Origin of the sequence: Streptomyces sp. NPDC020747, from assembly GCF_044334695.1 — a bacterium.
In the GTDB taxonomy this organism is placed as follows: domain Bacteria; phylum Actinomycetota; class Actinomycetes; order Streptomycetales; family Streptomycetaceae; genus Streptomyces.
Genome location: NZ_JBIRTJ010000018.1, coordinates 222,643 through 243,692 on the forward strand (window position 1 = coordinate 222,643; position 21,050 = coordinate 243,692).

Below are 21,050 nucleotides of genomic sequence, written 5' to 3' on the forward strand. Positions count from 1 at the left end.
CGTACGTCCGGGCCCTCGACCGGTGCCGGCCATTATGGTCGTCTCCGTATGGTCATACATGTCGGGCAGCGGGCTCCGGGAGCACCGGGCCCGCGAACTCCCCTGCTCCTGCCGGAAGTTCACCCGCGGAACATCGGATCAGGAGGGGTGGGCGTGCGGGAGTACGGGCCGGTCATCGGCAGGGACGGCGAGATCCGCGAGGTGACGGAGACGCTGCTGTCCACCGGTCCCTCGGCGCGCACCCTGCTGGTCGTCGGCGGAGCCGGGACAGGCAAGACCGCTGTCGTCGAACGAGCCCGGCGAGCGGCGGTCGAAGGGGGTGCCCGGGTCCTGCGCCTGCGCTGGCCCGAGGGCGAGAGCGCGCCCGGTGCGACCGCCCTGGCCGATGGCGTCCATCACGTGCTCACCAGGATCCACGACCGTCAGAGCCCCGCCCGCACCAGTGCCGTACGCCGGATCCGGTTGCAGACCACCGGCCAGGACGGCGAGTTGACGCTGTTGTCCGTCCTGAGCGAGATCCTCGCGGAGGCGGCCTCCCGTATCCCGTTCGCGGTGGTGGTCGACGACGTGGAGCGGATGCCGTCGGCGACGGCGTCCGCTCTCGGCCTGCTGTTGCGCGTCTTCCGCCCGGCCGGTGTGCCGATGGTGATGGCCGGTCGGCCGGTGCACCCGGGGGACGGCGGCGTCTCCCAGCTGACGGCGGCGGTCGACCGGCTGCTCGAACTGCGGCCGCTGCGGCCCGCCGACGTCGAGGCGCTGGTCGTGCGGCGGCTCGGCCGGCCGGTCGAACCGGCGCTGGTGACGGCGGTGCTGCGCGCGCTGGGCCCCTTGGCGGGCGTCCCCGAGGCCGTCCTGTCGGTGCTCGACTCGATGGATGAGCGCGGCGACTTCCTGGAACTCGACGGCCATGTGTGCCTGACCGAACCGGAGGGAGCACTGCGGCTCACCCCGGAGGTGGCGCGGCTGAGCCGGCTCTGCCTGTCGAGCACCCCACCGGACGCCGTCGGTCTGGACGCGAGGGCCGCGGTGGCCCGCATCCTGGAGCACACCGAGATACGGCTCGACGATCTGCACCGGCTGAAGCCGGGCGGCCCGTCACGGGCCGGCGTCATCGACCGTACGCTGACCCCGCTGGTCAGGGACGGGACGCTGACCGTGGACGAGCACGGCCGGATCGGGTTCGCCGTTCCGGCTCTCGCGGCGGCGCTGCGCGCTCTGCCCACCCGTCAGCACGTGTCGTCGCTGCACGCCCTGATCACCCGGTCGTTGACCGACCGGCTGGGCGCGCAGACCGCGGGAGGCGGCTATCCCCGCCTGGCCGAGCATGTGACGGCCGCCGGGGCCGAGTTGGACGACGCCCTCGCGGTGGAGGTGCTGCTGGCGGCGGCGCGTACCGACGCCAGGTCGGACTGGCCCCGATCCGTTCGCGCCTACGCCTCGGCGCTCGGGCGCCTGGCACCGCACGACCGCCGGACGCCCGGCGTACTGCGCGAGTCCGCCGAACTGAGCCTGCGCCACGCCGACCACCCCGGTGCACTGGCGCTGGGCGAACCGCTGGTCGCCTGTCTGGAGGTGCCGGGCGCCGAGCGAGACCGTGACGTGCTGGGGTACGTCGCCGGGGTGTGGGCGCTGGCGGCGCTGTACGAGCACCGGTTGCCGTACGTCCATGACGCGGGTCCGCGCAGCCGCGAGGTTCTGGAGCGTGCGCCCGCCGTGGCCGGACTGGCCGCACTGGCCGGTCCGTACGGGCTCGCCGGAGCGACGCGGCGGCCGGGCGACGCGGTGGACCATGGGCCGGCCGCCGACCGTCGGCCCGGGTCCGGGCCGGTGCCCTCGCCCGCGGAACTGCGGCTGCTGGCCGCCGCCGCGGGCAGCAGCGCCGACCTGCTGGACGCACTCCGCGTCCTGCCGCCCGACGCGAACGGCACGAGCAACGTGCACGACACGCAGACCCTGGACCGGTTGCGGAACGCGGCCTCGCACGCGGACCTGTCCGACGCCATGGCCGCCGTGCTCGGTGACCGTTGCACGGGGGCCGGGAACAGCACCGCCGCGCTCTACCACGCCATGCTGCGCGACTACTTGGAGGGGGACTGGGACCAGGCCCTGGCAGCCGCCCGCCGGATCGAGGCTCGCAGCCGGACCCGTGGGACGGCGGCCGCCGCCGCCCAGCCGGCCCGGGCGCTGGCAGCCGAGATCCACTGCGCACGCGGCGAGTTGGGGCACGCCCGGGCGTGGGTGGAGCTGATTCCCAGCGCCGTGGCCCACCCGCTCGTCGCCTGGGTGAGGCTCAGCGTGCGGTACTGGTCGGGGCAGGTGGAGGAGGCACTGGAGGGAGCCCGCGCGGACGTACGACGGGCCCGCCGGAGCGGCCTGCTCGCGGGCGTCGAGAAGGTGCTGCTGCGGTATCTGACCTACTCCCTGCTGGAGGGCATGCCCGGGGCCATGCGCGAGGCGCTGGACGAACTGGAGGCGCTGCACGAGGAGGTGGGCTCCCCCATGACGAGCGAGGCGGTGCTCTTCGGCCGGGGCCTGGTGCACGGCGACGTGGACGGCGCGCTGGCCGCCCTCCGGTCGGTCCACCGACGAGGCGATGTGTACCTGGGCCTGCTCTGCCGTCTGAGTCTGGCGGAGATCGGCGACGACTCCGAACAGCGGCTGGCCGAGGCCTCGCGTACCGCACAGGCGTTGGGAATCGGGCGCGCCATCCGTACGACACTCGGCCGTGTGGCGCGGCGGAGCGCGGTACTGCCGAAGCTGCGTCCCGCCAAGGCGGAGTTGAGCGCGGAGGACGTCAGGCTGACCACCATGGTCAGCGACGGGGCAACCAACCGGCAGATCGCGGCACTGCTCGCGCGCAGCGAGAAGACCGTGGAGCGGCGGCTGACGCAGTTGTTCCAGCGCACCGGCTGCCGCTCCCGGGCGGAGCTGGCGGCGGCCTGGCTGGACGGCAGGCTCGCGGGCCGCGACCTGGCGCCGGACGGCGTGCCCGGTACGGCCGGGGGATCGTTCCCCGACCCGGGCCGGGCGACGCCCCCGGGCCGGCGGTGACGTGGCGTGTTCCGTGCCCGGCGGGTGGCAGGAAGGCCGTCTCCACCGCGCCCGGGAGCCCTGCTGGACCAGCGGGTCAGGAGAGGCGGGCGGTGTGGGTGTCGACGGGCAGACCGACACGGCCGGTGTCCAGGGAGCCGTCGGGATTCACCTTGATGTGCCAGTCCGCGTCGGGGATGTAGCCCAGCACCAGAAGCGCGTCCGTTCCGCGCAACGGGCTGTCCCCCCATCTCTCGTTGCGGAACTGGGCCGCGGTCACCACGAAGAGGCGGCGGGCGTGGTTCCGCTGGGTCGCCGCGCCGCTGTCCCTGTGCATGTGCAGGGTCCGGAAGGCCGGCGAGGCCGGGGCGGTTCCGGACGACTTGCCGCCTCCGCGGGTCAGTGCCTCGGTACGGGTGGCCGCGGTGTACAGGCGGGCCGAGCTCCGGCCCAGCCCGTCGGTCACCGAGGGGGTCGCCGCCGTACCCACCAGGACGACCGTGGCGAGGGTCCCGACCGGTCCCGAGACGAGTTCGCGGATGATGGCCTGTGCCAGGTCCAGGACATCGTTGTCGTCACCGGTCAGGGCGATCGCCCCGGGCAGCCGAGAGAGGTCGACCATGACCCTGTCTCCCCGGTGGAGGCCGAGGGTGACGGTCAGGGAGTACGGATGCGTGGCCCCGGTGCCGCCCTTGTCGGTCCCGCGCAGACTCGTCGGTACCACCGACCACTCCTTGCCGGAGACGTCCGCGGTCCATGGCGCGGGCGCGGACTCGTCGGCGCCCGCGAGCCGTAACGTCAGTCGCTGTCCCGAGTGGATGACGGCGTGCACGTCGGGCAGTGGGCGGGTGCTGTGCGCGCACCCCTCCGCCACGGCCCGCAGGCCCAGGGCGACCGTTTCGAGTGCCTTCCGGTCCGCGCGCGACCTCGCGGTACGGGCCTGTCCGAAGGTGGAGTTGCCGCTACCCAGGATGAGTACGGCGGCGACGCCGAGCAGCACCAGGCCGCCCACCACGGACAGGACAATGGACGCGATCATGCGGCCACCCTTGTCTTTCTTAGAAGTTGCCAGAAATGAGAAAGGCTCCGCGGCCGGCTCAGGCCGCCCGGCACGCGGAGAACGTCAGGGAGCGCTTCGCGCGCCGGCACCATCGTTGTGCGCCCCGCGCCCGCGGTGATAGCGGAAACCATGAACATTGCCGATCCGTACAGGGAGTTTGCACGGCCTTCCTCCTGAGATGGCCGCGGACTTTCGCACCGAGAACGGCCGGCGGCAACCGGGCAGGGACCTACTGACGGGTACTCGGATCGCGGGCATGTAACGCCTCGTCCGCCGCTCGCGCCAGATTTCCCTCGCTTGGAGGACGGCAGGCGCGTGGCACGGATGTTCGGTCCGCGCGGGTGGCAGCATCGGCGTCCTGAACCTGATGGACGATTTCAGTCGGGAGTTGAAGGGGCGCATGCCTCGGCAAGTACTCATCGAGCCAGTGCGCGTGGCGATTCACGCACCCGCCCCCTTGATCCACGCCGGACTGACCAGCTTCGTGGCAAGGGACCCGCGCCTGCACGAACTGCCGCCGGACAGGATCAGGGAAGCCGACGCGATCGTGGTCGCCGTGGACGTCGCCGACACCTCCGCCCTGAACCTGCTCCCCGACCTGTGCGACAAGCCCGACGCACGGTTTCTCGTGGTGGTGGGCAAACAGTGGCAGGCCGACGTGTCGGCGGCGCAGCGGCGGGGCGTCCGGGCCGTCGTGTGGTGGGACTTCTGCAGCCCGGACGTCTTCGCCCGCTCCGTACGCGCGGTGGCCGGCGGCGACGAGAGTGCGCCTTCGCCCGAGGGCGCTCCTACGTGGCCGGAGCGGCACCCCGAGCGGACGGAGCAGGACCTCGTCGCCGCCCGGGGCCCTGCCGTCTCCGAACTGAGCTCTCGTGAGGTGGACGTGCTGCGCCTGATCGCCGAAGGAAAGCAGTGCGACGAGATCGCGACGGAACTCTCCTACTCCGAACGCATGGTGAGGTACATCCTGTACGGCGCGATGAAGCGCATGGGGACACGCAACCGCGCCCACGCCGTCTCCTACGCCATACGGACCGGACTGATCTGAACAGCCGTCAGCCCAGGGTCACCCGCAGGACTCGGTCCGCGCCGTCCGGCTCGCCTCCGTTGGCGTCGGCGTTGGTGGTCGTCAGCCACAGCTGTTCGCGCCCGGGCACCTTGGCCACCGTACGGAGCCGGCCGTACGTACCGACGTAGTACGCCGTCGCCGTGCCCACGTTCTCGGTGTCGCCGTCGATGGGGACGCGCCAGAGGCGTTCGCCGCGCAGCGCGGCCATGTAGACGACGTTGTCGGCGATGGCGATGGCGCTGGGCGAGGCCTCGCCGGTGGTCCAGGTCTTCTTCGGGTTGGTCATCCCGGCGGTCGAACAGGTGCCCTCGCAGGTGGGCCAGCCGTAGTTGGCGCCGGGCTTGATCAGGTTCAGTTCGTCGAACCGGCTGTTGCCGAACTCGGCCTCCCACAGCCGCCCGTTGCGGTCGAAGGCGAGTCCCTGCGGATTGCGGTGGCCGAGACTGTAGACGTAGTTCCCGAAGGGATTGCCGGGGGCCGGCTGCCCGGAGGTGGTCAGGCGCAGGATCTTGCCGTTGAGGGAGTTGCGGTCCTGGGCGAGGGCGGAGTTCTGGGCGTCGCCGGTCGTGGCGTACAGATAGCCGTCGGGGCCGAAGGCGAGCCGTCCGCCGTTGTGGTACCGGGACTTGCTGATGCCCTGGAGGATCACCGTGTAGCCGCTGAGCGACGTGCCGTTGTACGTCATGCGGGCGATGCGGTTGCCTTCGGCGGCGGTGTGCATGAAGTACACGTAGCGGTTGGTGGCCCAGCCGGGGTCGACGGCCACTCCCATGAGTCCGCCCTCGCCGTTGGTGGTCTGGCTGTTGGGCACGGTCCCGACCTGGGTCTTGGCGCCGTCGGGGGTGACCTTCCAGACCCGGAAGTCGTCGCGCTCGGTGACCAGGGAGTGGGAGCCGTCGGGCAGCCAGCCGACGCCCCAGGGAACGGTCAGCCCCGTGGTGATGGGGGTGACGCCTGTCGGTACGCCCTCGGGTGCCGCGGCGGCGTCGGAGTCGGCGGTGTCGGCCCGCGCGGTTTCGAGTCCGGGGACTCCCGTGAGCAACAGCCCGGTCAGGGACAGGGCCGCGCCCGTGGTCAGCGCTCTACGAATCGTGCGCTTGCTGGTCGTTCGCATCGGTCCTCCAAGTGGGGGTTGGAAGGGATCTGTTGGTGGGTCACACCCTCCGAGGGCCCTGCGGGGCGCCGCGCGGTGGATGGGAACGGGGGACGGTCGGCAGGGCGGTACGCGATACGGGCGCGTCGACGAGCGTCCGTACCAGACCGTGGTCGGGGGCCAGTCGGCAGGCGGGATCGGTGCGGGAGGCGTCACCGGTGAGCGCGTACGCCTGGCAGCGGCAGCCGCCGAGATCGGTTTCCCGCTCGGGGCAGGAGCTGCAGGGTGCGGGCATCCAGTCGGTGCCCCGGTAGCGGTGGAACGCGGGCGAGTGGCGCCAAGTCCACTCCAGGGAACGGTCTTTGACGTTCGGGGCGTCGAGCCCCGGCAGGGTGGCGGCGGCCGGGCAGGGCAGTACCGTGCCGTCGGGGGCCACGGTCATCGAGACGGCACCCCAGCCGCCCATACAGGGCTTGGCGATTCCTTCGACGTAGTCGGGCACCACCCACACCACGTCCACCCGTCCGGCGAGTTGCTCCCGCCGGGCCTCGACGACGGTCCGCGCCCGGTCGATCTGCTCGCGGCCGGGCAGCAGTTGGTCCCGGTTGACCAGCGCCCAGCCGTAGAACTGGGTGTTCGCCAGCTCGATCCGCTCGGCGCCCCAGTCCAGCGCCAGATCGAGGAGGGCGCCGATCGCGTCCAGGTTGTCCCGGTGGAGGACGACGTTCAGGCCCAACGGCAGTCCCGCCTCCCGGACCAGGGCCGCCGCCTTCCGCTTGGCGGCGAAGGAGCGGGTCCCGGCGATCCGGTCGGAGGCGTCGGATTCGGCGTGCTGCACGGAGAGTTGGACACTGCGCAGCCCGCGGTCGGTGAGGGCGGTCAGCCGCTCCCGGGTCAGGCCGACGCCGCTGGTGACCAGCTGGGTGTAGATGCCCGCCGAGTCGGCCGCCCCGACGATCTCGGGCAGGTCGCGCCGCAGCAGCGGTTCACCGCCGGAGAGGTGGGTGTGGACGACTCCGAGCTCCCCGGCCTGGCGCATCACGTCGGCCCATTCGTCGGTACGGAGTTCGGCGGATCTGCTGATCAGCTCCAAGGGGTTGGAACAGTAGGCGCAGTGCAGCGGGCAGCCGTGCGTGAGTTCCGCGAGCAGCGCCCAGGGCGGGGCGATGGACGCGGCGGAGGTTCCGATCATCGAATCCAGCCCTCCTCGCGCAGCCGCCCGAGGAACTCCGGAACCTCCGTGGCGACGGACGCGCCGGACGCGCCGGGAAAGCGCTCGGCCAACTCTGCGACGATCGCCGCGACTTCGCGCCGGCCGTCGCAGAGCCTCAGGACGGCACCCGCGCCGCCCCGCAGCACGACCACCCGTTCCGGCATGAGCAACAGGTCGGTGCCGCGCACCCGGTCGTACCGGAGCATGACGGACCGGCTCAGCGCGGGACGCCAGTCCCCGGCGTCCGCGACGGCACCGACGCCCGTGCTCACGTCCTTGTTCACGTCCTTGTTCACGTCCTTGTTCGCGGCCGAGACGCGGCCACCGGGAGGTGCCTCCCTCAGAGACTTCACGGCCGCTCCCCCGCCCCGTCCACGGCGTCGAGCAGCGACCACAGCACCTCGCACTTGAAGGCGAGTGCGGCGACCGCCCGTTCCTGTTCCTCGCGGGTGAGCGCCCACCGTTCGACGAGTGCGAGCGCCTCGGCACTGTCCCGGCTGCCCTGCTCGACGCGGGTACGGAAGTAGGTGAGCCCCTCGGCCTCGATCCACGGGTAGTGGTGTTCGAAGGCGGCGATGCGAGTGCGCATGATTCCGGGCGCGGACAACTCGGTGAGGGACGCGGCGACGGCCTCCAGCGGGGACCTGAGCCGGCAGAAGTTGACGTATCCGTCGACCGCCAGCCGCACCCCGGGCAGTACGTCCTCGGCCGACCACAGCCGTTCCCGGTCGAGCCCGGCCGCCTCGCCGAGCCGCAGCCAGCGCTCGATGCCGCCCTCCCCCTCCCGTACGCCGTCGTGGTCGACGATCCTGCGCAGCCACATGCGGCGCAGGGCCGGGTCCTCGAACTTGGCGAGGATCAGGGCGTCCTTGACGGGGATGTGCCGCTGGTAGTGGAAGCGGTTGGCGATCCAACGGCGCAGCTCGGCCGGGGTCAGAGCACCTTCGTGCATCCGTACGTTGAAGGTGTGGCGGTCGTGGTAGCGGGTGGTGGCGATGTCGCGCAGGCGCTCCTCGAACTCCGGGCGGCTCCAGGGGTTCTGCCGTTCCTGGGCGGTCGTGTCCCGTACTGGTGTTGTCGTCACAGCTCGATGACCATTCCGTCGGCGGCGACCTCTAGTCCCCGGTCGGCCAGTTGTTTGTGCCGGTCGTCGTCCGGGTCGGTCAGGGGGTTGGTGTTGTTGAGATGCGTGTAGAGACAGCGGGCGCGCAGCCCGGTCATCCGGTGCGCGGTGCCGGCCGAGCCGTCGATCGGCAGATGTCCCATGCCGGTCGCGGTCCTGGTGGAGATCCCGGTGCGCACAGGCTCGTCCTCGTCCCAGAAGGTCCCGTCGACGATGACGCAGTCGGCGGCCTCGGCGGCTTCCTGCAGCGCCTGGGGCCAGGCGGCGAGGGCGGGGCCGTAGACGAGGGTCTTCCCCGTGGCCGGTTCGCGGAGCACGAGGGCGACCACCCAGCGCGGGTCGTCGTCGCCCGTTCCCGCCGCGTACCGGGGGCGTTTGGCGGCGACAGGCACGGCGACGGCCTCCAGTTCCGGGCCGAGTGGCAGCGGGGCCGTGCCCAACTCCCGCCAGTGCAGCTCTGTGTACGGTCCGAGCACGGCTCCGAGGCGCGGTCCGGTGAGCAGTGCCTCGCGCACCGGGGCGGTGGCGATCAGTTCCACGCCGTCCGCCTCGCGCAGCCGCGCGACGCCGAGGGTGTGGTCGAGTTCGGCGTCGGTGAGGACGACGCCCGCGACCGGTGTCTGCCGGGCGCCGGGACCGGGGTGCAGCGCGGGGGTGTCCTCGATCTGGTCCCCGAGGTCGGGGGTGGCGTTGACGACGTACCAGCGACCGGCGTCCGCTCGCACGGCGAGGGACGCGTGACGGCGGCGGCGCTCCGGATGGGCGCGTGCCCCGGCACAGCCGGGACACGCGCAGTTCCACTGGGGCAGCCCGCCGCCCGCCGCGGTGCCGAGCACCTGCAGCAGCACAGCGGCGGGATTACCGCGTGACCAGTGCGTACGCCGTCACTTCGAGCGCGGTGTCGACGACCTCGTACTCGGGTGACTGCCAGCCCGTTCCACCGGTGACGGTGGCTCCTGACCGGTCCTGCGTCTCCTGCGTCCTGCGGATCTCCTGAAGTTCCTGGATCTCCTGCATGTCTGTTCCTGCCTTCCTGCGTGGGGTTCAGGATCGAACAGATCACTACTGGTGTACCTGGACAGACTGGACACGGCGTTCATAAGAGTGCTTCGCGTTCAGTCTTCTGGTCCAGCATCACCATCTGACGGAACACGGTCAATCACTCGAACAGAACCGAATCAGATCCGGCCCGATCTCGATCGATCCGGTCCGAATCGATCCGGTCCGAATCGAAGGAAAATGCTTCGACACCGGCTCCCCCGCCCGGCAGAGTGACCGGCCGTGACTAGCAGTGAGCTGTGGACCCGTGCGACCGCCGACCGCTACGACGCCGAGGAGAGCGAGACGTCCTCGGCCGCCTCTCTGGGACCGGCTCTCGCCTTCCTCGCCGATCTCGCCGGAGACGGCCGGGCGCTGGAGTTCGCGATCGGAACGGGACGGGTGGGCGTCCCACTCCGGGAACGCGGCGTGCCGGTGGCGGGCATCGAGCTGTCCGAACACATGGCGGCGGTCCTGCGTCGCAAGATCGACGAGGACACGCTCCCGGTCACCATCGGGGACATGGCCACGACCGGGGTGCCCGGCGGGTTCACGCTGGTCTACCTCGTCTACAACACCATCACGAACCTGCTCACGCAGGACGAGCAGGTCGAGTGCTTCCGCAACGCCGCACGTCATCTGACGCCCGGCGGCCGATTCGTCATCGAACTGGGCGTGCCGCCGCTGCGATTCCTGCCGCCGGGGCAGGTGGCGGTGCCCTTCGACGTGTCCGAGCGGCATGTCGGCTTCGACACCTTCGACCTGGTCCAGCAGATCCTCGTCTCGCATCACTTCACCCGCGACGGCGACGACGGCCGCTACCGCCGCGGCAGTTCACGGCACCGGTACGCGTGGCCGGCGGAGCTCGACCTGATGGCCCGGCTCGCGGGGCTCGAACTGGAACGGCGGGTCGCGGACTGGTCCGGGGAACCGTTCACCGAGGACTCCGCGAAGCACATCTCGGTATGGCGCAAACCGTCGCCGTAGAATCGAGTCCGCTCCCGAAGGGCGTGCGATTCCTGCTTGGCGGCGGAAGGGCGGCCGGAAGGCCTCCTCGCCGGGTCGGAGACGGCGGTTCGGCCTCCGGTGAGACCGGAACGCCCGGATCGCCCGTACCCTTCGAGGTGTCTACGGCGTCACATAGCGGTCGCCAAACTACTGGAGGCAACACCTCGTGCTCATTGCTCAGCGTCCGTCCCTGACCGAAGAGGTCGTCGACGAGTTCCGCTCCCGGTTCGTGATCGAGCCGCTGGAGCCGGGCTTCGGCTACACCCTCGGCAACTCGCTCCGCCGCACGCTCCTCTCGTCGATCCCCGGCGCTGCTGTCACCAGCCTCCGCATCGACGGTGTCCTGCACGAGTTCACCACCGTGCCGGGCGTCAAGGAGGACGTCACCGACCTCATCCTCAACATCAAGCAGCTGGTCGTCTCCTCGGAGCACGACGAGCCGGTCGTGATGTACCTGCGCAAGCAGGGCCCGGGTCTGGTCACCGCCGCCGACATCGCGCCCCCGGCCGGTGTCGAGGTCCACAACCCCGACCTCGTCCTCGCCACGCTCAACGGCAAGGGCAAGCTGGAGATGGAGCTGACCGTCGAGCGCGGCCGCGGCTACGTCTCCGCGGTGCAGAACAAGCAGGTCGGTCAGGAGATCGGGCGCATCCCGGTCGACTCGATCTACTCGCCGGTCCTCAAGGTCACGTACAAGGTCGAGGCGACTCGTGTCGAGCAGCGCACCGACTTCGACAAGCTGATCGTCGACGTCGAGACCAAGCAGGCCATGCTGCCGCGTGACGCCATGGCGTCGGCCGGCAAGACCCTGGTCGAGCTGTTCGGTCTGGCCCGTGAGCTCAACATCGACGCCGAGGGCATCGATATGGGCCCGTCCCCGACGGACGCCGCGCTCGCCGCCGATCTGGTGCTGCCGATCGAGGAGCTCGACCTCACGGTCCGTTCGTACAACTGCCTGAAGCGCGAGGGCGTCCACTCCGTGGGCGAGCTCGTCGCCCGCTCCGAGGCCGACCTCCTGGACATCCGCAACTTCGGTGCGAAGTCCATCGACGAGGTCAAGGCGAAGCTCGCCGGCATGGGCCTGGGCCTCAAGGACAGCCCGCCCGGATTCGACCCGACCGCCGCCGCCGACGCCTTCGGCGCGGACGACGACGCGGACGCGGGCTTCGTGGAGACCGAGCAGTACTGAGCCCTGCGCCATGACCGGATCACGGGGGATCCGGGAAAACAGTGGAGCCGGTGAAGACGAGACGGCATGCCAGAGGGCGTCCGCCGCGGCGGACGCCCTCTGGCGGCTCACTCACGATGAGCCGCCCGGCACCTCACCCGCCCTGTCCGCGACGCCGACCTCCATCAGTGCCGCGTCGGTCGTTCCGAGGTGGACGAGGCTGAACGGGTCGAAGACCCGGGCGTAACCCTTTGGGGCGCCCTAGAACGTAAGACCGACTCCCTCCCGTCCGGCGGCGTCCTGAGGTACTCCACGACGCGAACCGGAACCTCTCACAGCCCCTCAGGCAGGCTTGTCGCGGACCTGCGTCGTCGTCCCCGCAGGACGCATGCCACCACGGCAGCCCGGTGCGCGTCACCGCGGGCCGGGCAGGGGAGAATGAGGGCCGTACCCAACGGTCGACTCTTGCGGAGGAGCGGGCAGATGCAGAACGCGCGAGCAGGGCAGGTCGCCGGGCCCGAGGACCTCATCGACGTGGCCCGCCTGGTCACGGCGTACTACGCGCTGCACCCCGACCCGGCCGACCCCGGGCAGCGGGTGGCCTTCGGCACCTCGGGGCACCGCGGCTCGTCGCTGGCGGCGGCGTTCAACGAGGACCACATCGCGGCCACCAGCCAGGCCATCTGCGAGTACCGCACCGCCCAGGGCACCGACGGCCCCCTCTTCCTCGGCGCCGACACCCACGCCCTGTCGGAACCCGCCCGGATCACGGCACTTGAGGTCTTCGCCGCCAACGATGTGACCGTCCTCGTCGACCAGACCGACGGCTACACGCCCACCCCGGCCGTCTCGCACGCCATCCTCACCCACAACCGGTCACGCACCTCCGGCCTCGCCGACGGCGTGGTCGTCACCCCCTCGCACAACCCGCCCGCCGACGGCGGCTTCAAGTACAACCCGCCGAGCGGCGGCCCCGCCGGTTCCGAGGCGACCTCCTGGATCCAGGACCGCGCCAACGAGATCATCACCGGCGGCCTGAAGGACGTACGGCGCATCCCCTACAGCCGCGCCCTGGCCGCGCCCGGCACCGGCCGTCACGACTTCCTCGGCACCTATGTGGCCGACCTGCCGAACGTGCTGGACCTGGACGCGATCCGGTCCGCCGGAGTGCGCATCGGCGCCGATCCGCTGGGTGGCGCCTCGGTCGCCTACTGGGGCCGGATCGCCGAACAGCACGAGCTCGACCTGACAGTGGTCAATCCGCTCACCGACCCGACCTGGCGCTTCATGACGCTGGACTGGGACGGCAAGATTCGCATGGACTGCTCCTCGCCGTACGCCATGGCCTCGCTCATCGAGCGCCGCGACCGGTTCGACATCGCCACCGGCAACGACGCGGACGCCGACCGGCACGGCATCGTCACGCCGGACGGGGGCCTGATGAACCCCAACCACTATCTGGCCGTGGCGATCTCGTACCTCTTCTCGCACCGGGAGCAGTGGCCCGCGGGCGCCGGCATCGGCAAGACCCTGGTGTCGTCCAGCATGATCGACCGGGTCGCGGCGGACGTCGGCCGCCCGCTGGTCGAAGTCCCGGTCGGATTCAAGTGGTTCGTGGACGGCCTGTCCGACGGAACGCTCGGCTTCGGCGGCGAGGAGTCGGCCGGCGCGTCCTTCCTGCGCCGCGACGGCTCGGTGTGGACCACCGACAAGGACGGCATCATCCTGGCCCTGCTCGCCTCCGAGATCACGGCGGTCACGGGCAAGACGCCTTCCGAGCACTACGCGCGGCTCACCGACCGCTTCGGCGCCCCCGCCTACGCGCGCGTCGACGCCCCGGCCTCCCGCGAGGACAAGGCCCTGCTCGCCAAGCTGTCCCCGCGCCAGGTCACCGCCGACACCCTCGCCGGCGAGCCGGTCACCACGGTCCTCACCGAGGCCCCCGGGAACGGCGCCGCCCTCGGCGGCATCAAGGTCGCCACCGCCAACGCCTGGTTCGCGGCCCGCCCTTCGGGCACCGAGGACGTCTACAAGATCTACGGGGAGTCCTTCCTCGGCCCGGACCATCTGCGCCAGGTCCAGGAGGAGGCCAGGTCAGTGGTGCTGGCGGCGCTGGGCGCCTGACCGGCGGGTCCGCGAGGAGACCGACTCGCTCTCCGGGACAAGGCCACGAGCCCGGACCAGGCCCTACGAGGAAGGCGGTGGGCAGTTCCGGGCGGGCCTGGTGGAGCGGGCGTACTCGGTGGCGGTCCGGCCGTAGTGCCAGTGCCGTCGGCGGCGGAAGCTACCCGGCTGTGTGCCGCAGTCCGGCCAGGACCACGTCCGTGACCCTTTCCGCCTCGGTGGTGAAGGGGTGCAGGCCGCGGCTGACGTACAGGTGAACCGGGCCGGTCAGCATCTCGGCGAGGAAGTAGCCGTCGACCGGAGGCAGTTCACCGCGTGCCACGGCATGGTCCACGACCTGCTGGAGGCGGGCCACACGCTGCTCGAAGATCCGATTGACGGGCAGGGCTACTTCGAGGTTCTCCCGCGCCGACTGGATGGCGCGCTGCATGGCACGGCCGGTCGTGGTGAACAACAGGTCGGCCAGCGCCACCAGGTAGTCGACCAGATCGTGGCGTAGGTCCCCGGTGTCCTCCAGCTCCACCGAGCCCGAGTACCGGAGCAGTGCCGCGGTCACGAGCTCCTCGCGGTCGGGCCAGTTGCGGTAGACGCTCGTCTTGTGGACTCCGGCCAGCTCGGCGACTTCCTCGTAGCGCAGGCCGGCGATGCCGTCCCGTGCGACGAGGCGCAGCGTGGCCTCCAGGATCCGGGCACGAGTGCGGGCCGTGCGGCCCCCTGGCCGCCGCGCGGTCACCGGTCGAGGCGCGTCGTCTGTGTCCTGCTTTCGGGTCGCCGTCACATCCTGTTCTACTTCGACTCGGTCAGCCAGATCCACCTGGCCACCTGGCACCGAGGACGTATCGCCCTGGTCGGCGACGCCGCGCACTGCGCGGCACTGCTCTCCGGCCGCGGCACCTCACTGGCCCTCAGCGGCGCGCACTTCCTGGCCGAGGAACTCGAAGGCGCGGGAGGCGATCACAGGGTGGCGTTCGAGCGTTACGAGCGACGCCAGCGCCCCTACGTCGAGTTCGCCCAGAACAGCGTCACGGACGGCGGCGAACTCATCGTGCCCTCCACGCAGGAAGCGATCGACGCCCGCAACGCGAGGCTCCAGGCCATCGCCACCTGAAGGCGGCACCGGGCCACGGTCGCACCGAGCGCCGGTCACACGAGCGGGTGAGTGGAACGTCCCCCCGCTTCATCGTGCGCGCCGTCGCACGTCACCTGCGATTTTCATCGTCACCGCGACCAATCCAAGGCCTCGGCGGGAACGGATTACGCCCGGACATGTCCCGACCGTGGAGGCCCTCGGTGAAAGAAGTAGTGCATATCAGAAGAAATCCCTCGACGGGGCCTGACTTGCAGGAGTTGGTGGGCCGCGTGGCTCTGGGCGACGAGGACGCGTTCACCGGCGTCTACGACGCCGTGGTGAGTCCTGTGATGGGTGTGGTGCGCGCCGTGCTGCGCGATCAGGCGCAGTCGGAGGAAGTGGCGCAGGAGGTTCTCGTGGAGGTGTGGCGGACCTCTCCCCGCTACCGGCCCGACGTCGGCACGGCCATCAACTGGATCCTCACCCTGGCGCACCGCAGGGCGGTGGACCGGGTGCGCTCGGCGGACGCCGCGGCCGCCCGGGACCACAAGGCCGCGCTGCTGGAGCAGCTGCCCGAGTACGACGAGGTGGCCGAGTACGTAGAGGCACGGCTGGAGCGGGAACAGGTACGGCGCTGTCTGCGCACGCTGACCGAGCTCCAGCACCAGGCCGTCACCCTGGCGTACTACCGGGGGCTGACCTACCGCGAGGTGGCGGAGGCGCTGGCGGTTCCGCTGGGGACCGTCAAGACGCGACTGCGCGACGGGCTCATCCGGCTGCGCGACTGCCTGGGGGTGACCGCGTGACCACCACCGATCCGCACCGGCTGACGGGCGCCTACGCACTGCACGCGCTGTCCGACGAGGAGCGTGCCGCGTTCGAACGCCACCTGCCGGGCTGCGACGCGTGCGCGCAGGAGACGGCCGAACTGGGCGCGACCGCGGCCCGCCTGGGACTCGCCGTCGCCACGACACCCCGCCCGGTGCTGCGCGAACAGGTGCTGCGCCGGATCACCGCGGTCCGGCAGGAGACTCCCGGCAGGCACGCCCAGGCCATCCCCCTCCGGGCCCGTCCGCGAGCCCGGGTGCTGTCCCGGTGGGCGCTCGCCGCCTGCCTCGCGGCGGCCACGGCGCTCGGCGGGACGGCCGTGTGGCAGCACCAGCGGGCCGAGGACGCCCGCGACCAGGCACGCCGCACCGAGCGGGCGGCGGACGAGGTCGCCGCCGTACTGGCCGCGCCGGACGCCAGGACCCGGGCCGCAGGGCTGACCGGCGGCGCCACCGGTACCATCGTCGTCTCCCGCGGCCGGGACAAGGCCGTGTTCGTCGTCTCCGGGATGGCCCGTCCTCCCGGCGGGAAGGTCTACCAGCTCTGGTTCGACGACGGCGGGACCATGCGGTCGGCCGGCCTGATGGACCCCGGCCGCAGTGACCAGGCCGTCCTGATGCGGGGCACCGTCGGCAAGGCTTCGGGCATGGGCATCACCGTCGAACCCGGCGGCGGCTCGAAGCAGCCCACGTCCGCCCCGCTCGCCCTGATGACCTTCCCTGGCTGAACGGCCGCCGGGCGGCGGCGGGGCCCTGCGGTCCACGGCCCTGTCCTGGGTGACGGGCGGCCGAGGGCGGGGCCGTACCGCGCCCGCCGCACGGCCGTCCCGGCACAGCGTGCGCCGGGACGGCCGTCGGAGGGGCCGGGCCCGATCCGGCGTCAGACGAGGCCCGTGACCGTCACGGTGACCCTCGGCGTCGGCTGCGCGGGCACCAGGGAGTCCAGGCAGTGCTCGACGGTGCGCCGGACGGCACGGGCCACGTCCAGCGTCCTGGCCCGCCGAAGCGCGACGACGTGGATCTCGACGTGCCACGGGCCCGCGCCGTCCGGCAGGGTCATGCGCACTCCGGCCTGAGGCACCCCGCCGATGCCTGGCCTGGGCCGTGCCGACGCGGAGCGCAGCCGGTCGGCCAGCCCCGGTCTGAGGAAGGCCACCCCCGAGACGCCCTCCACGGCCGCGGCGACTTCCTCGACGAGCTTCGGGTGTGCGGTGATCCCGTGGTGTGCGGTCATGGCGTACGACCTTCCTGGCCGTCGTCGGCCGTGCCGGCGACGAGGTCGGTGACAGTGATGTCCACTGACGCGAGAACCATGCCCAGTTCGCGGTCCGCGGCCTCCCGCACCCGGGCGCGTACCCGCTCGGTGAGTTCCGGCAGTGGGACACCGACCGGGGCGTGGATGTCGAGGCGGACCCCGACGGAACCGTCGGTGCCGTCGGCGCGGGCGGTGCCGTCGGCGCGGGCCTCGACGAGCCGGCAGGAACCCGCCCGGACGCCCGCGACCGTCTCGGCCGCCGCGCGCAGCGTGCGGGCCGCGACGGCCTCCATGATCCACAGATCCTCGGCGGGTTCACCGAGGGGCAGCGGGCGGCCCGGCCGAAGTTCGAGGCGTACGACGTCCATGATCCGCCGGGTCAGCGGCTCGGCGTCGTAGGCGGAGGTGTCCGCCGACTCCGCTCGCAGGCCGCGCACCACGGACTCCAGGCCGTCCAGCCCACGCACGGCCTCACGGCAGTGCGGGCAGGACCGCAGATGGGCGTCGTCGGTCTGCTGTTCCCAGTCGTCCCAGGTCCGCGACACCAGCCGTCCGCACGGCAGGAGTTCGTCGTCGACACCGTGGGTGGACGCGCTGTTCGGCGGGTCGGTGCGGTCGGTCATCGCCAGGCCCCCAGTGCTTGGGTGAGACAACGGCGGGCGCGGAAGACACGGGCGCGGACGGCCTCCTGGCTGATGCCGACCGCGTCCGCGACGAACTCGTAGGAGCGGCCGTCCAGTTCGCGCAGTACCCAGCAGGCCCGTTGTTCGGCCGAGAGCAGGTCGAGGGCCTCCCTCAGCTCGCGGACCGCGTCGCGGCCCTCGGTGATCCGGGCCGGGGAGGTGGTGTGCTCGGCCGCGGGCACGTCACCGGCCGCCTCCAGCGATGCCACGGGCTTGCGGGCCCGCAGCACGTTCAGGCAGCGGTTGGTGACGATCCGGTACATCCAGGTGCCGAAGGAGGAGCGCCCCTGGAACTCCGGCAGCCGCCGCCAGGCGCTGAGGAAGGCGTCCTGTACGGCGTCCTCCGCCTCGGCGCCGGTCCCGAGCAGACGCGTGGCGAGGCGGATCAGCGCCGCCGCGTGGCGCTGCACGAGCACGGCGAAGGCGTCCTCGTCCCCCTCCGCGGCACGGACCGCCAGCAGGGCGTCGTCCGGGGCCGTCGTGTCGGCCCGGGTGTCCGGTGGTGCGCTCTGCGTGCGGGCCCCCGCCACTGGGCGGCTCCTCTCGTCCGGTCTTCTGAAGGTTGGACACCGCGGCGCCGTCCCCGTTACGGAGAACTTCGGGAGACAGGCACCGTACGGATGCGGGGCGGGCCGGCACGGGGCAGAAAGGCGCCGCCGCACGACGGCGCAATGCGTCTCCACTCGACGGCCTGACGGCCTGACGGCCTGACGGCGAGGAACCTCTCTGGTCACCTCTTCAATTCGCATTCCGCAGCCGAAGCATCCGTAGGTGAAGCCGGCGCGGATTGGTCGGAGAAAGAAATTCATCCGATCGTGGGAGCGACCAATCCACCCGGCTTTCGGAACCGGATTCCCCCCGTGACCGACAACGAGCAAGAACGACCCAGCCGACGCCGCCGCCGCGGCCGCCCGACCCGGCCGCTGCTGGGCGCGCTCAGCGGCGCGTTGGCGGGTTTCTCCGCTCTCGCCGTCGCCGAGCTGGTGGCGGGCGGAGTTCGTCCGCAGGCCGGTCCGGTCGTCGCGGTCGGCGGCGCGGCAATCGACCGTACGCCCGCCGCCGTGAAGGACTGGGCGATCCGTAATTTCGGCAGCGACGACAAGCTGGTTCTGCAGTTGGGAATTCTCGCGGTACTGGCGGTTTTCGCGCCGGCGCTGGGAATTGCCGCGCTGCGGTTCCGGCGCACCGGGGCGGCCGGCGTGCTGCTGTTCGGAGCCGTCGGCGCGGTCGCCGCGACCGGCAGGCCCGACTCGACCGGTGTCACCGACGCGCTGCCGTCCGTGACAGGCGCCGCCGTCGGAGCCGTACTGCTGTACGTCCTGGTGGGCCGCCTCGCGCCCCCGCGACCCGCGCCCGGCACACCGGCGTCCGACCGGGGACGGGACCGTCGCGGCTTCGTGATCGCGGCGAGCGCCGCGGCGGTCGCGTCCGCCGGGGCCGGGCTGCTCGGCCGCTCCCTCAGCGGTTCGAGCGGCCGGGACGCGGTCGCCTCCCGCAGGAACCTGGTGCTGCCCACGCCCGGCTCCCCCGCCCGGGCCGTGCCCAAGGGTGCCCAGCTGCGGATCCCCGGTGTCAGCCCCTTCGTCACACCCAACGGTGACTTCTACCGCGTCGACACCGCCCTGGTGGTGCCCAAGGTCGACGCGACGCAATGGCGGCTGCGCATCCACGGCGAGGGAGTCACCCGGCCGGTCACCCTCACCTTCGACGACCTGCTGCGGCGCGAGCTGATCGAGCGCGACATCACGCTGACCTGTGTGTCGAACGAGGTCGGCGGCCCGTACGTCGGCAACGCCCGCTGGATCGGCATACGACTGGCGGACCTGCTGGCCGAGTGCGGCGTGAGGCCGCCCTCGAAGGGAGGCCCGGCGGACCAGTTGGTGGCCCGCTCGGTGGACGGCATGACGATCGGCAGCCCGGTCGAGGACGTGATGGACGGCCGCGACGCCCTCCTCGCCCTGGGCATGAACGGCGAACCGCTGCCCTTCCAACACGGCTTCCCCGTCCGCATGATCGTGCCCGGGCTGTACGGCTACGTCTCCGCCTGCAAGTGGATCGAGGACATCGAGCTCACCACGTTCGACAACTACGACCCGTACTGGGTCAAGCGCGACTGGGCCCGCAAGGCGCCGATCAAGACTCAGTCCCGCATCGACACCCCCAAGCCCTTCGCCCGTCCCAAGGCCGGCACGGTCATGGTCGCCGGGGTCGCCTGGGCCCAGCACCGGGGCATCGACAAGGTCGAGATCCGCGTCGACGACGGTCCCTGGCAGGAGGCCCGGCTGGCGGCGGAGGACTCGCGCGACACCTGGCGGCAGTGGTCCTTCGCCTGGCGGGCCGCCAAGGGCGGTCACACCCTCACCGTGCGCGCCACCGACCGCGACGGCCGGGTGCAGACCGAGAAACGCGCGCGGACCATCCCCGACGGCGCCAGTGGATGGCACTCCGTCGTCGTCACCGCCGAGTGACACCCCGAACCACTTTTCCCACCCCGTACGTGCGCGGCCACAGCCGCGCCGACCAACAGGAGAAACATCATGAACACCCGTATCCGCCGTGTCGCCATGGCCGTGGCCGCCGCCGCAGTGCTCCCGCTGGCCCTGAGCGCCTGCGCGGACGACAGCGGCGACTCCGCCGAGTCGGACTCCGCCAGGTCCGACTCTTCCGCCAAGGCGTCGGCTCCGGCGGCCGACGACGGCATGGGCAGCTCCGGCGATGCCGCCACGGCCGACCAGCCTTTCGGTACAGGTTGTTCCGCGGTCCCGAAGGACGGCGCCGGTTCCTTCGACGGCATGGCACAGGACCCGGTGGCCACCGCCGCGTCCAACAATCCCGCCCTGTCCACGCTGGTCACGGCGGTGAAGAAGGCCGGGCTCGTCGACACCCTCAACAACGCGCGGAACATCACCGTGTTCGCGCCGACCAACGACGCCTTCGCGAAGATCCCCAAGGCGACCCTGGACAAGGTCCTCAACGACAAGGCCCAGCTGACGAAGATCCTCACCTACCACGTGGTGGGCCGGAAACTCGCCCCGAAGGACCTGGAGAACGGCTCCTTCGGCACGCTGGAGAAGTCGAAGCTCACCACCGCCGGCTCCGGCGAGTCCTACACCGTCAACGACTCCGCCAAGGTGGTCTGCGGCAACGTCAGGACCGCCAACGCCAACGTCTACATCATCGACACCGTCCTGATGCCCACCGCCTGACGGACCGTCACCCCTGGGGGCGCCACTTCGGTGGCGCCCCGAGGTTTTTCCGGGTACCCGCGTCACAGACGCGGCCGGGCCGGG

At 71.6% G+C, this 21,050-nt stretch carries 21 protein-coding genes; 10 read left to right on the top strand and 11 right to left on the bottom strand.

Annotation, left to right across the window (positions count from 1 at the left end):
* The first annotated feature begins 153 nt into the window (after window positions 1-153).
* A complete protein-coding gene (locus tag ACH4YP_RS38725) occupies window positions 154-3,051 on the top strand; it encodes a LuxR family transcriptional regulator (protein WP_361064098.1) in 2,898 nt (965 codons plus the stop codon).
* Window positions 3,052-3,127: 76 nt separating this feature from the next.
* Here ACH4YP_RS38725 and ACH4YP_RS38730 read toward each other — a convergent pair whose 3' ends face one another.
* The gene (locus ACH4YP_RS38730; RefSeq protein WP_398495700.1) at window positions 3,128-4,069 is read right to left on the bottom strand and encodes a hypothetical protein; all 942 of its coding nucleotides are present in this window, start codon (window positions 4,067-4,069) and stop codon (window positions 3,128-3,130) included.
* Between the two features lie 454 nt (window positions 4,070-4,523).
* Between ACH4YP_RS38730 and ACH4YP_RS38735 the strand changes: the two genes are divergently transcribed.
* The gene (locus tag ACH4YP_RS38735) at window positions 4,524-5,138 is read left to right on the top strand and encodes a LuxR C-terminal-related transcriptional regulator (RefSeq protein WP_398495702.1); all 615 of its coding nucleotides are present in this window, start codon (window positions 4,524-4,526) and stop codon (window positions 5,136-5,138) included.
* Window positions 5,139-5,145: 7 nt separating this feature from the next.
* On the opposite strand, the gene ACH4YP_RS38740 is transcribed toward ACH4YP_RS38735, so the two are convergent.
* Genes ACH4YP_RS38740 through pqqA form a run of 6 tightly spaced genes read right to left on the bottom strand, consistent with a single transcriptional unit; the run spans window position 5,146 to window position 9,578 of the window.
* Window positions 5,146-6,273 (bottom strand): PQQ-dependent sugar dehydrogenase, encoded by a 1,128-nt coding sequence (locus tag ACH4YP_RS38740; protein WP_398495704.1) that lies wholly within the window; start codon window positions 6,271-6,273, stop codon window positions 5,146-5,148.
* A 40-nt stretch (window positions 6,274-6,313) separates the two neighbouring features.
* On the bottom strand, window positions 6,314-7,444 hold the full coding sequence (gene pqqE / locus ACH4YP_RS38745) for a pyrroloquinoline quinone biosynthesis protein PqqE (protein WP_398495706.1): 1,131 nt from the start codon (window positions 7,442-7,444) through the stop codon (window positions 6,314-6,316).
* Window positions 7,441-7,818 carry a pyrroloquinoline quinone biosynthesis peptide chaperone PqqD gene (gene pqqD / locus ACH4YP_RS38750; RefSeq protein ID WP_398495708.1) on the bottom strand — a complete coding sequence of 126 codons (378 nt, stop codon included), beginning with the start codon at window positions 7,816-7,818 and terminating at the stop codon, window positions 7,441-7,443. Before pqqD ends, pqqE begins: the two co-directional genes overlap by 4 nt.
* Window positions 7,815-8,549, bottom strand: coding sequence for a pyrroloquinoline-quinone synthase PqqC (gene pqqC / locus ACH4YP_RS38755; protein WP_361064111.1), 735 nt, complete (start codon window positions 8,547-8,549; stop codon window positions 7,815-7,817). The genes pqqD and pqqC overlap by 4 nt, the downstream gene beginning before the upstream one ends.
* Entirely contained in the window at window positions 8,546-9,436 is an 891-nt protein-coding gene (pqqB, locus tag ACH4YP_RS38760) for a pyrroloquinoline quinone biosynthesis protein PqqB (RefSeq protein ID WP_361064114.1), read from the bottom strand. Before pqqB ends, pqqC begins: the two co-directional genes overlap by 4 nt.
* Before the next feature lie 10 nt (window positions 9,437-9,446).
* Window positions 9,447-9,578, bottom strand: coding sequence for a pyrroloquinoline quinone precursor peptide PqqA (pqqA, locus tag ACH4YP_RS38765; protein ID WP_398495782.1), 132 nt, complete (start codon window positions 9,576-9,578; stop codon window positions 9,447-9,449).
* A gap of 291 nt (window positions 9,579-9,869) precedes the next feature.
* Between pqqA and ACH4YP_RS38770 the strand changes: the two genes are divergently transcribed.
* From ACH4YP_RS38770 to pgm, 3 genes are all read left to right on the top strand, one after another.
* Window positions 9,870-10,613, top strand: a complete 744-nt coding sequence (locus ACH4YP_RS38770) for a class I SAM-dependent DNA methyltransferase (RefSeq protein WP_398495711.1) — start codon at window positions 9,870-9,872, stop codon at window positions 10,611-10,613.
* A gap of 187 nt (window positions 10,614-10,800) precedes the next feature.
* Window positions 10,801-11,823 carry a DNA-directed RNA polymerase subunit alpha gene (locus ACH4YP_RS38775; protein ID WP_200400102.1) on the top strand — a complete coding sequence of 341 codons (1,023 nt, stop codon included), beginning with the start codon at window positions 10,801-10,803 and terminating at the stop codon, window positions 11,821-11,823.
* A gap of 462 nt (window positions 11,824-12,285) precedes the next feature.
* Window positions 12,286-13,926: a phosphoglucomutase (alpha-D-glucose-1,6-bisphosphate-dependent) gene (gene pgm / locus ACH4YP_RS38780; protein ID WP_398495713.1), complete on the top strand. Its 1,641-nt coding sequence runs from the start codon at window positions 12,286-12,288 to the stop codon at window positions 13,924-13,926.
* A gap of 160 nt (window positions 13,927-14,086) precedes the next feature.
* Here the strand turns inward: pgm and ACH4YP_RS38785 are convergent, their stop codons facing one another.
* Window positions 14,087-14,611 (bottom strand): TetR/AcrR family transcriptional regulator C-terminal ligand-binding domain-containing protein, encoded by a 525-nt coding sequence (locus ACH4YP_RS38785; RefSeq protein ID WP_398495784.1) that lies wholly within the window; start codon window positions 14,609-14,611, stop codon window positions 14,087-14,089.
* On the opposite strand from ACH4YP_RS38785, the gene ACH4YP_RS38790 reads away from it, so the two are divergent.
* The 3 genes from ACH4YP_RS38790 to ACH4YP_RS38800 all read left to right on the top strand — a co-directional run bounded on the left by ACH4YP_RS38790 (window position 14,525) and on the right by ACH4YP_RS38800 (window position 16,550).
* The gene (locus ACH4YP_RS38790) at window positions 14,525-15,034 is read left to right on the top strand and encodes an FAD-dependent monooxygenase (protein ID WP_398495715.1); all 510 of its coding nucleotides are present in this window, start codon (window positions 14,525-14,527) and stop codon (window positions 15,032-15,034) included. The two genes, ACH4YP_RS38785 and ACH4YP_RS38790, sit on opposite strands and share 87 nt — an antisense overlap.
* Window positions 15,035-15,216: 182 nt before the next feature.
* Window positions 15,217-15,801: an ECF RNA polymerase sigma factor SigK gene (gene sigK / locus ACH4YP_RS38795; RefSeq protein ID WP_398495717.1), complete on the top strand. Its 585-nt coding sequence runs from the start codon at window positions 15,217-15,219 to the stop codon at window positions 15,799-15,801.
* The gene (locus ACH4YP_RS38800) at window positions 15,798-16,550 is read left to right on the top strand and encodes an anti-sigma factor domain-containing protein (RefSeq protein WP_398495719.1); all 753 of its coding nucleotides are present in this window, start codon (window positions 15,798-15,800) and stop codon (window positions 16,548-16,550) included. The genes sigK and ACH4YP_RS38800 overlap by 4 nt, the downstream gene beginning before the upstream one ends.
* A gap of 152 nt (window positions 16,551-16,702) precedes the next feature.
* Here the strand turns inward: ACH4YP_RS38800 and ACH4YP_RS38805 are convergent, their stop codons facing one another.
* Genes ACH4YP_RS38805 through ACH4YP_RS38815 form a run of 3 tightly spaced genes read right to left on the bottom strand, consistent with a single transcriptional unit; the run spans window position 16,703 to window position 18,290 of the window.
* Window positions 16,703-17,056, bottom strand: coding sequence for a hypothetical protein (locus ACH4YP_RS38805; protein WP_398495721.1), 354 nt, complete (start codon window positions 17,054-17,056; stop codon window positions 16,703-16,705).
* Window positions 17,053-17,700, bottom strand: coding sequence for an Asp23/Gls24 family envelope stress response protein (locus ACH4YP_RS38810; RefSeq protein WP_361070406.1), 648 nt, complete (start codon window positions 17,698-17,700; stop codon window positions 17,053-17,055). Before ACH4YP_RS38810 ends, ACH4YP_RS38805 begins: the two co-directional genes overlap by 4 nt.
* The gene (locus ACH4YP_RS38815) at window positions 17,697-18,290 is read right to left on the bottom strand and encodes an RNA polymerase sigma factor (protein WP_398495723.1); all 594 of its coding nucleotides are present in this window, start codon (window positions 18,288-18,290) and stop codon (window positions 17,697-17,699) included. Before ACH4YP_RS38815 ends, ACH4YP_RS38810 begins: the two co-directional genes overlap by 4 nt.
* A gap of 330 nt (window positions 18,291-18,620) precedes the next feature.
* Here ACH4YP_RS38815 and ACH4YP_RS38820 point away from each other — a divergent pair, with 330 nt between their 5' ends.
* Both ACH4YP_RS38820 and ACH4YP_RS38825 read left to right on the top strand, forming a co-directional pair.
* Window positions 18,621-20,228 (top strand): sulfite oxidase, encoded by a 1,608-nt coding sequence (locus ACH4YP_RS38820; RefSeq protein WP_398495725.1) that lies wholly within the window; start codon window positions 18,621-18,623, stop codon window positions 20,226-20,228.
* A gap of 69 nt (window positions 20,229-20,297) precedes the next feature.
* Entirely contained in the window at window positions 20,298-20,966 is a 669-nt protein-coding gene (locus tag ACH4YP_RS38825) for a fasciclin domain-containing protein (RefSeq protein WP_398495727.1), read from the top strand.
* The last annotated feature ends 84 nt before the right edge of the window (window positions 20,967-21,050 follow it).

Bases quoted from the DNA above. Each gene is read 5' to 3' on its own strand.
- ACH4YP_RS38805 (WP_398495721.1), bottom strand. From the start codon at position 17,056: ATGACCGCACACCACGGGATCACCGCACACCCGAAGCTCGTCGAGGAA.
- ACH4YP_RS38730 (WP_398495700.1), bottom strand. From the start codon at position 4,069: ATGATCGCGTCCATTGTCCTGTCCGTGGTGGGCGGCCTGGTGCTGCTC.
- ACH4YP_RS38810 (WP_361070406.1), bottom strand. From the start codon at position 17,700: ATGACCGACCGCACCGACCCGCCGAACAGCGCGTCCACCCACGGTGTC.
- ACH4YP_RS38740 (WP_398495704.1), bottom strand. From the start codon at position 6,273: ATGCGAACGACCAGCAAGCGCACGATTCGTAGAGCGCTGACCACGGGC.
- pqqE (WP_398495706.1), bottom strand. From the start codon at position 7,444: ATGATCGGAACCTCCGCCGCGTCCATCGCCCCGCCCTGGGCGCTGCTC.
- pgm (WP_398495713.1), top strand. From the start codon at position 12,286: ATGCAGAACGCGCGAGCAGGGCAGGTCGCCGGGCCCGAGGACCTCATC.
- ACH4YP_RS38825 (WP_398495727.1), top strand. From the start codon at position 20,298: ATGAACACCCGTATCCGCCGTGTCGCCATGGCCGTGGCCGCCGCCGCA.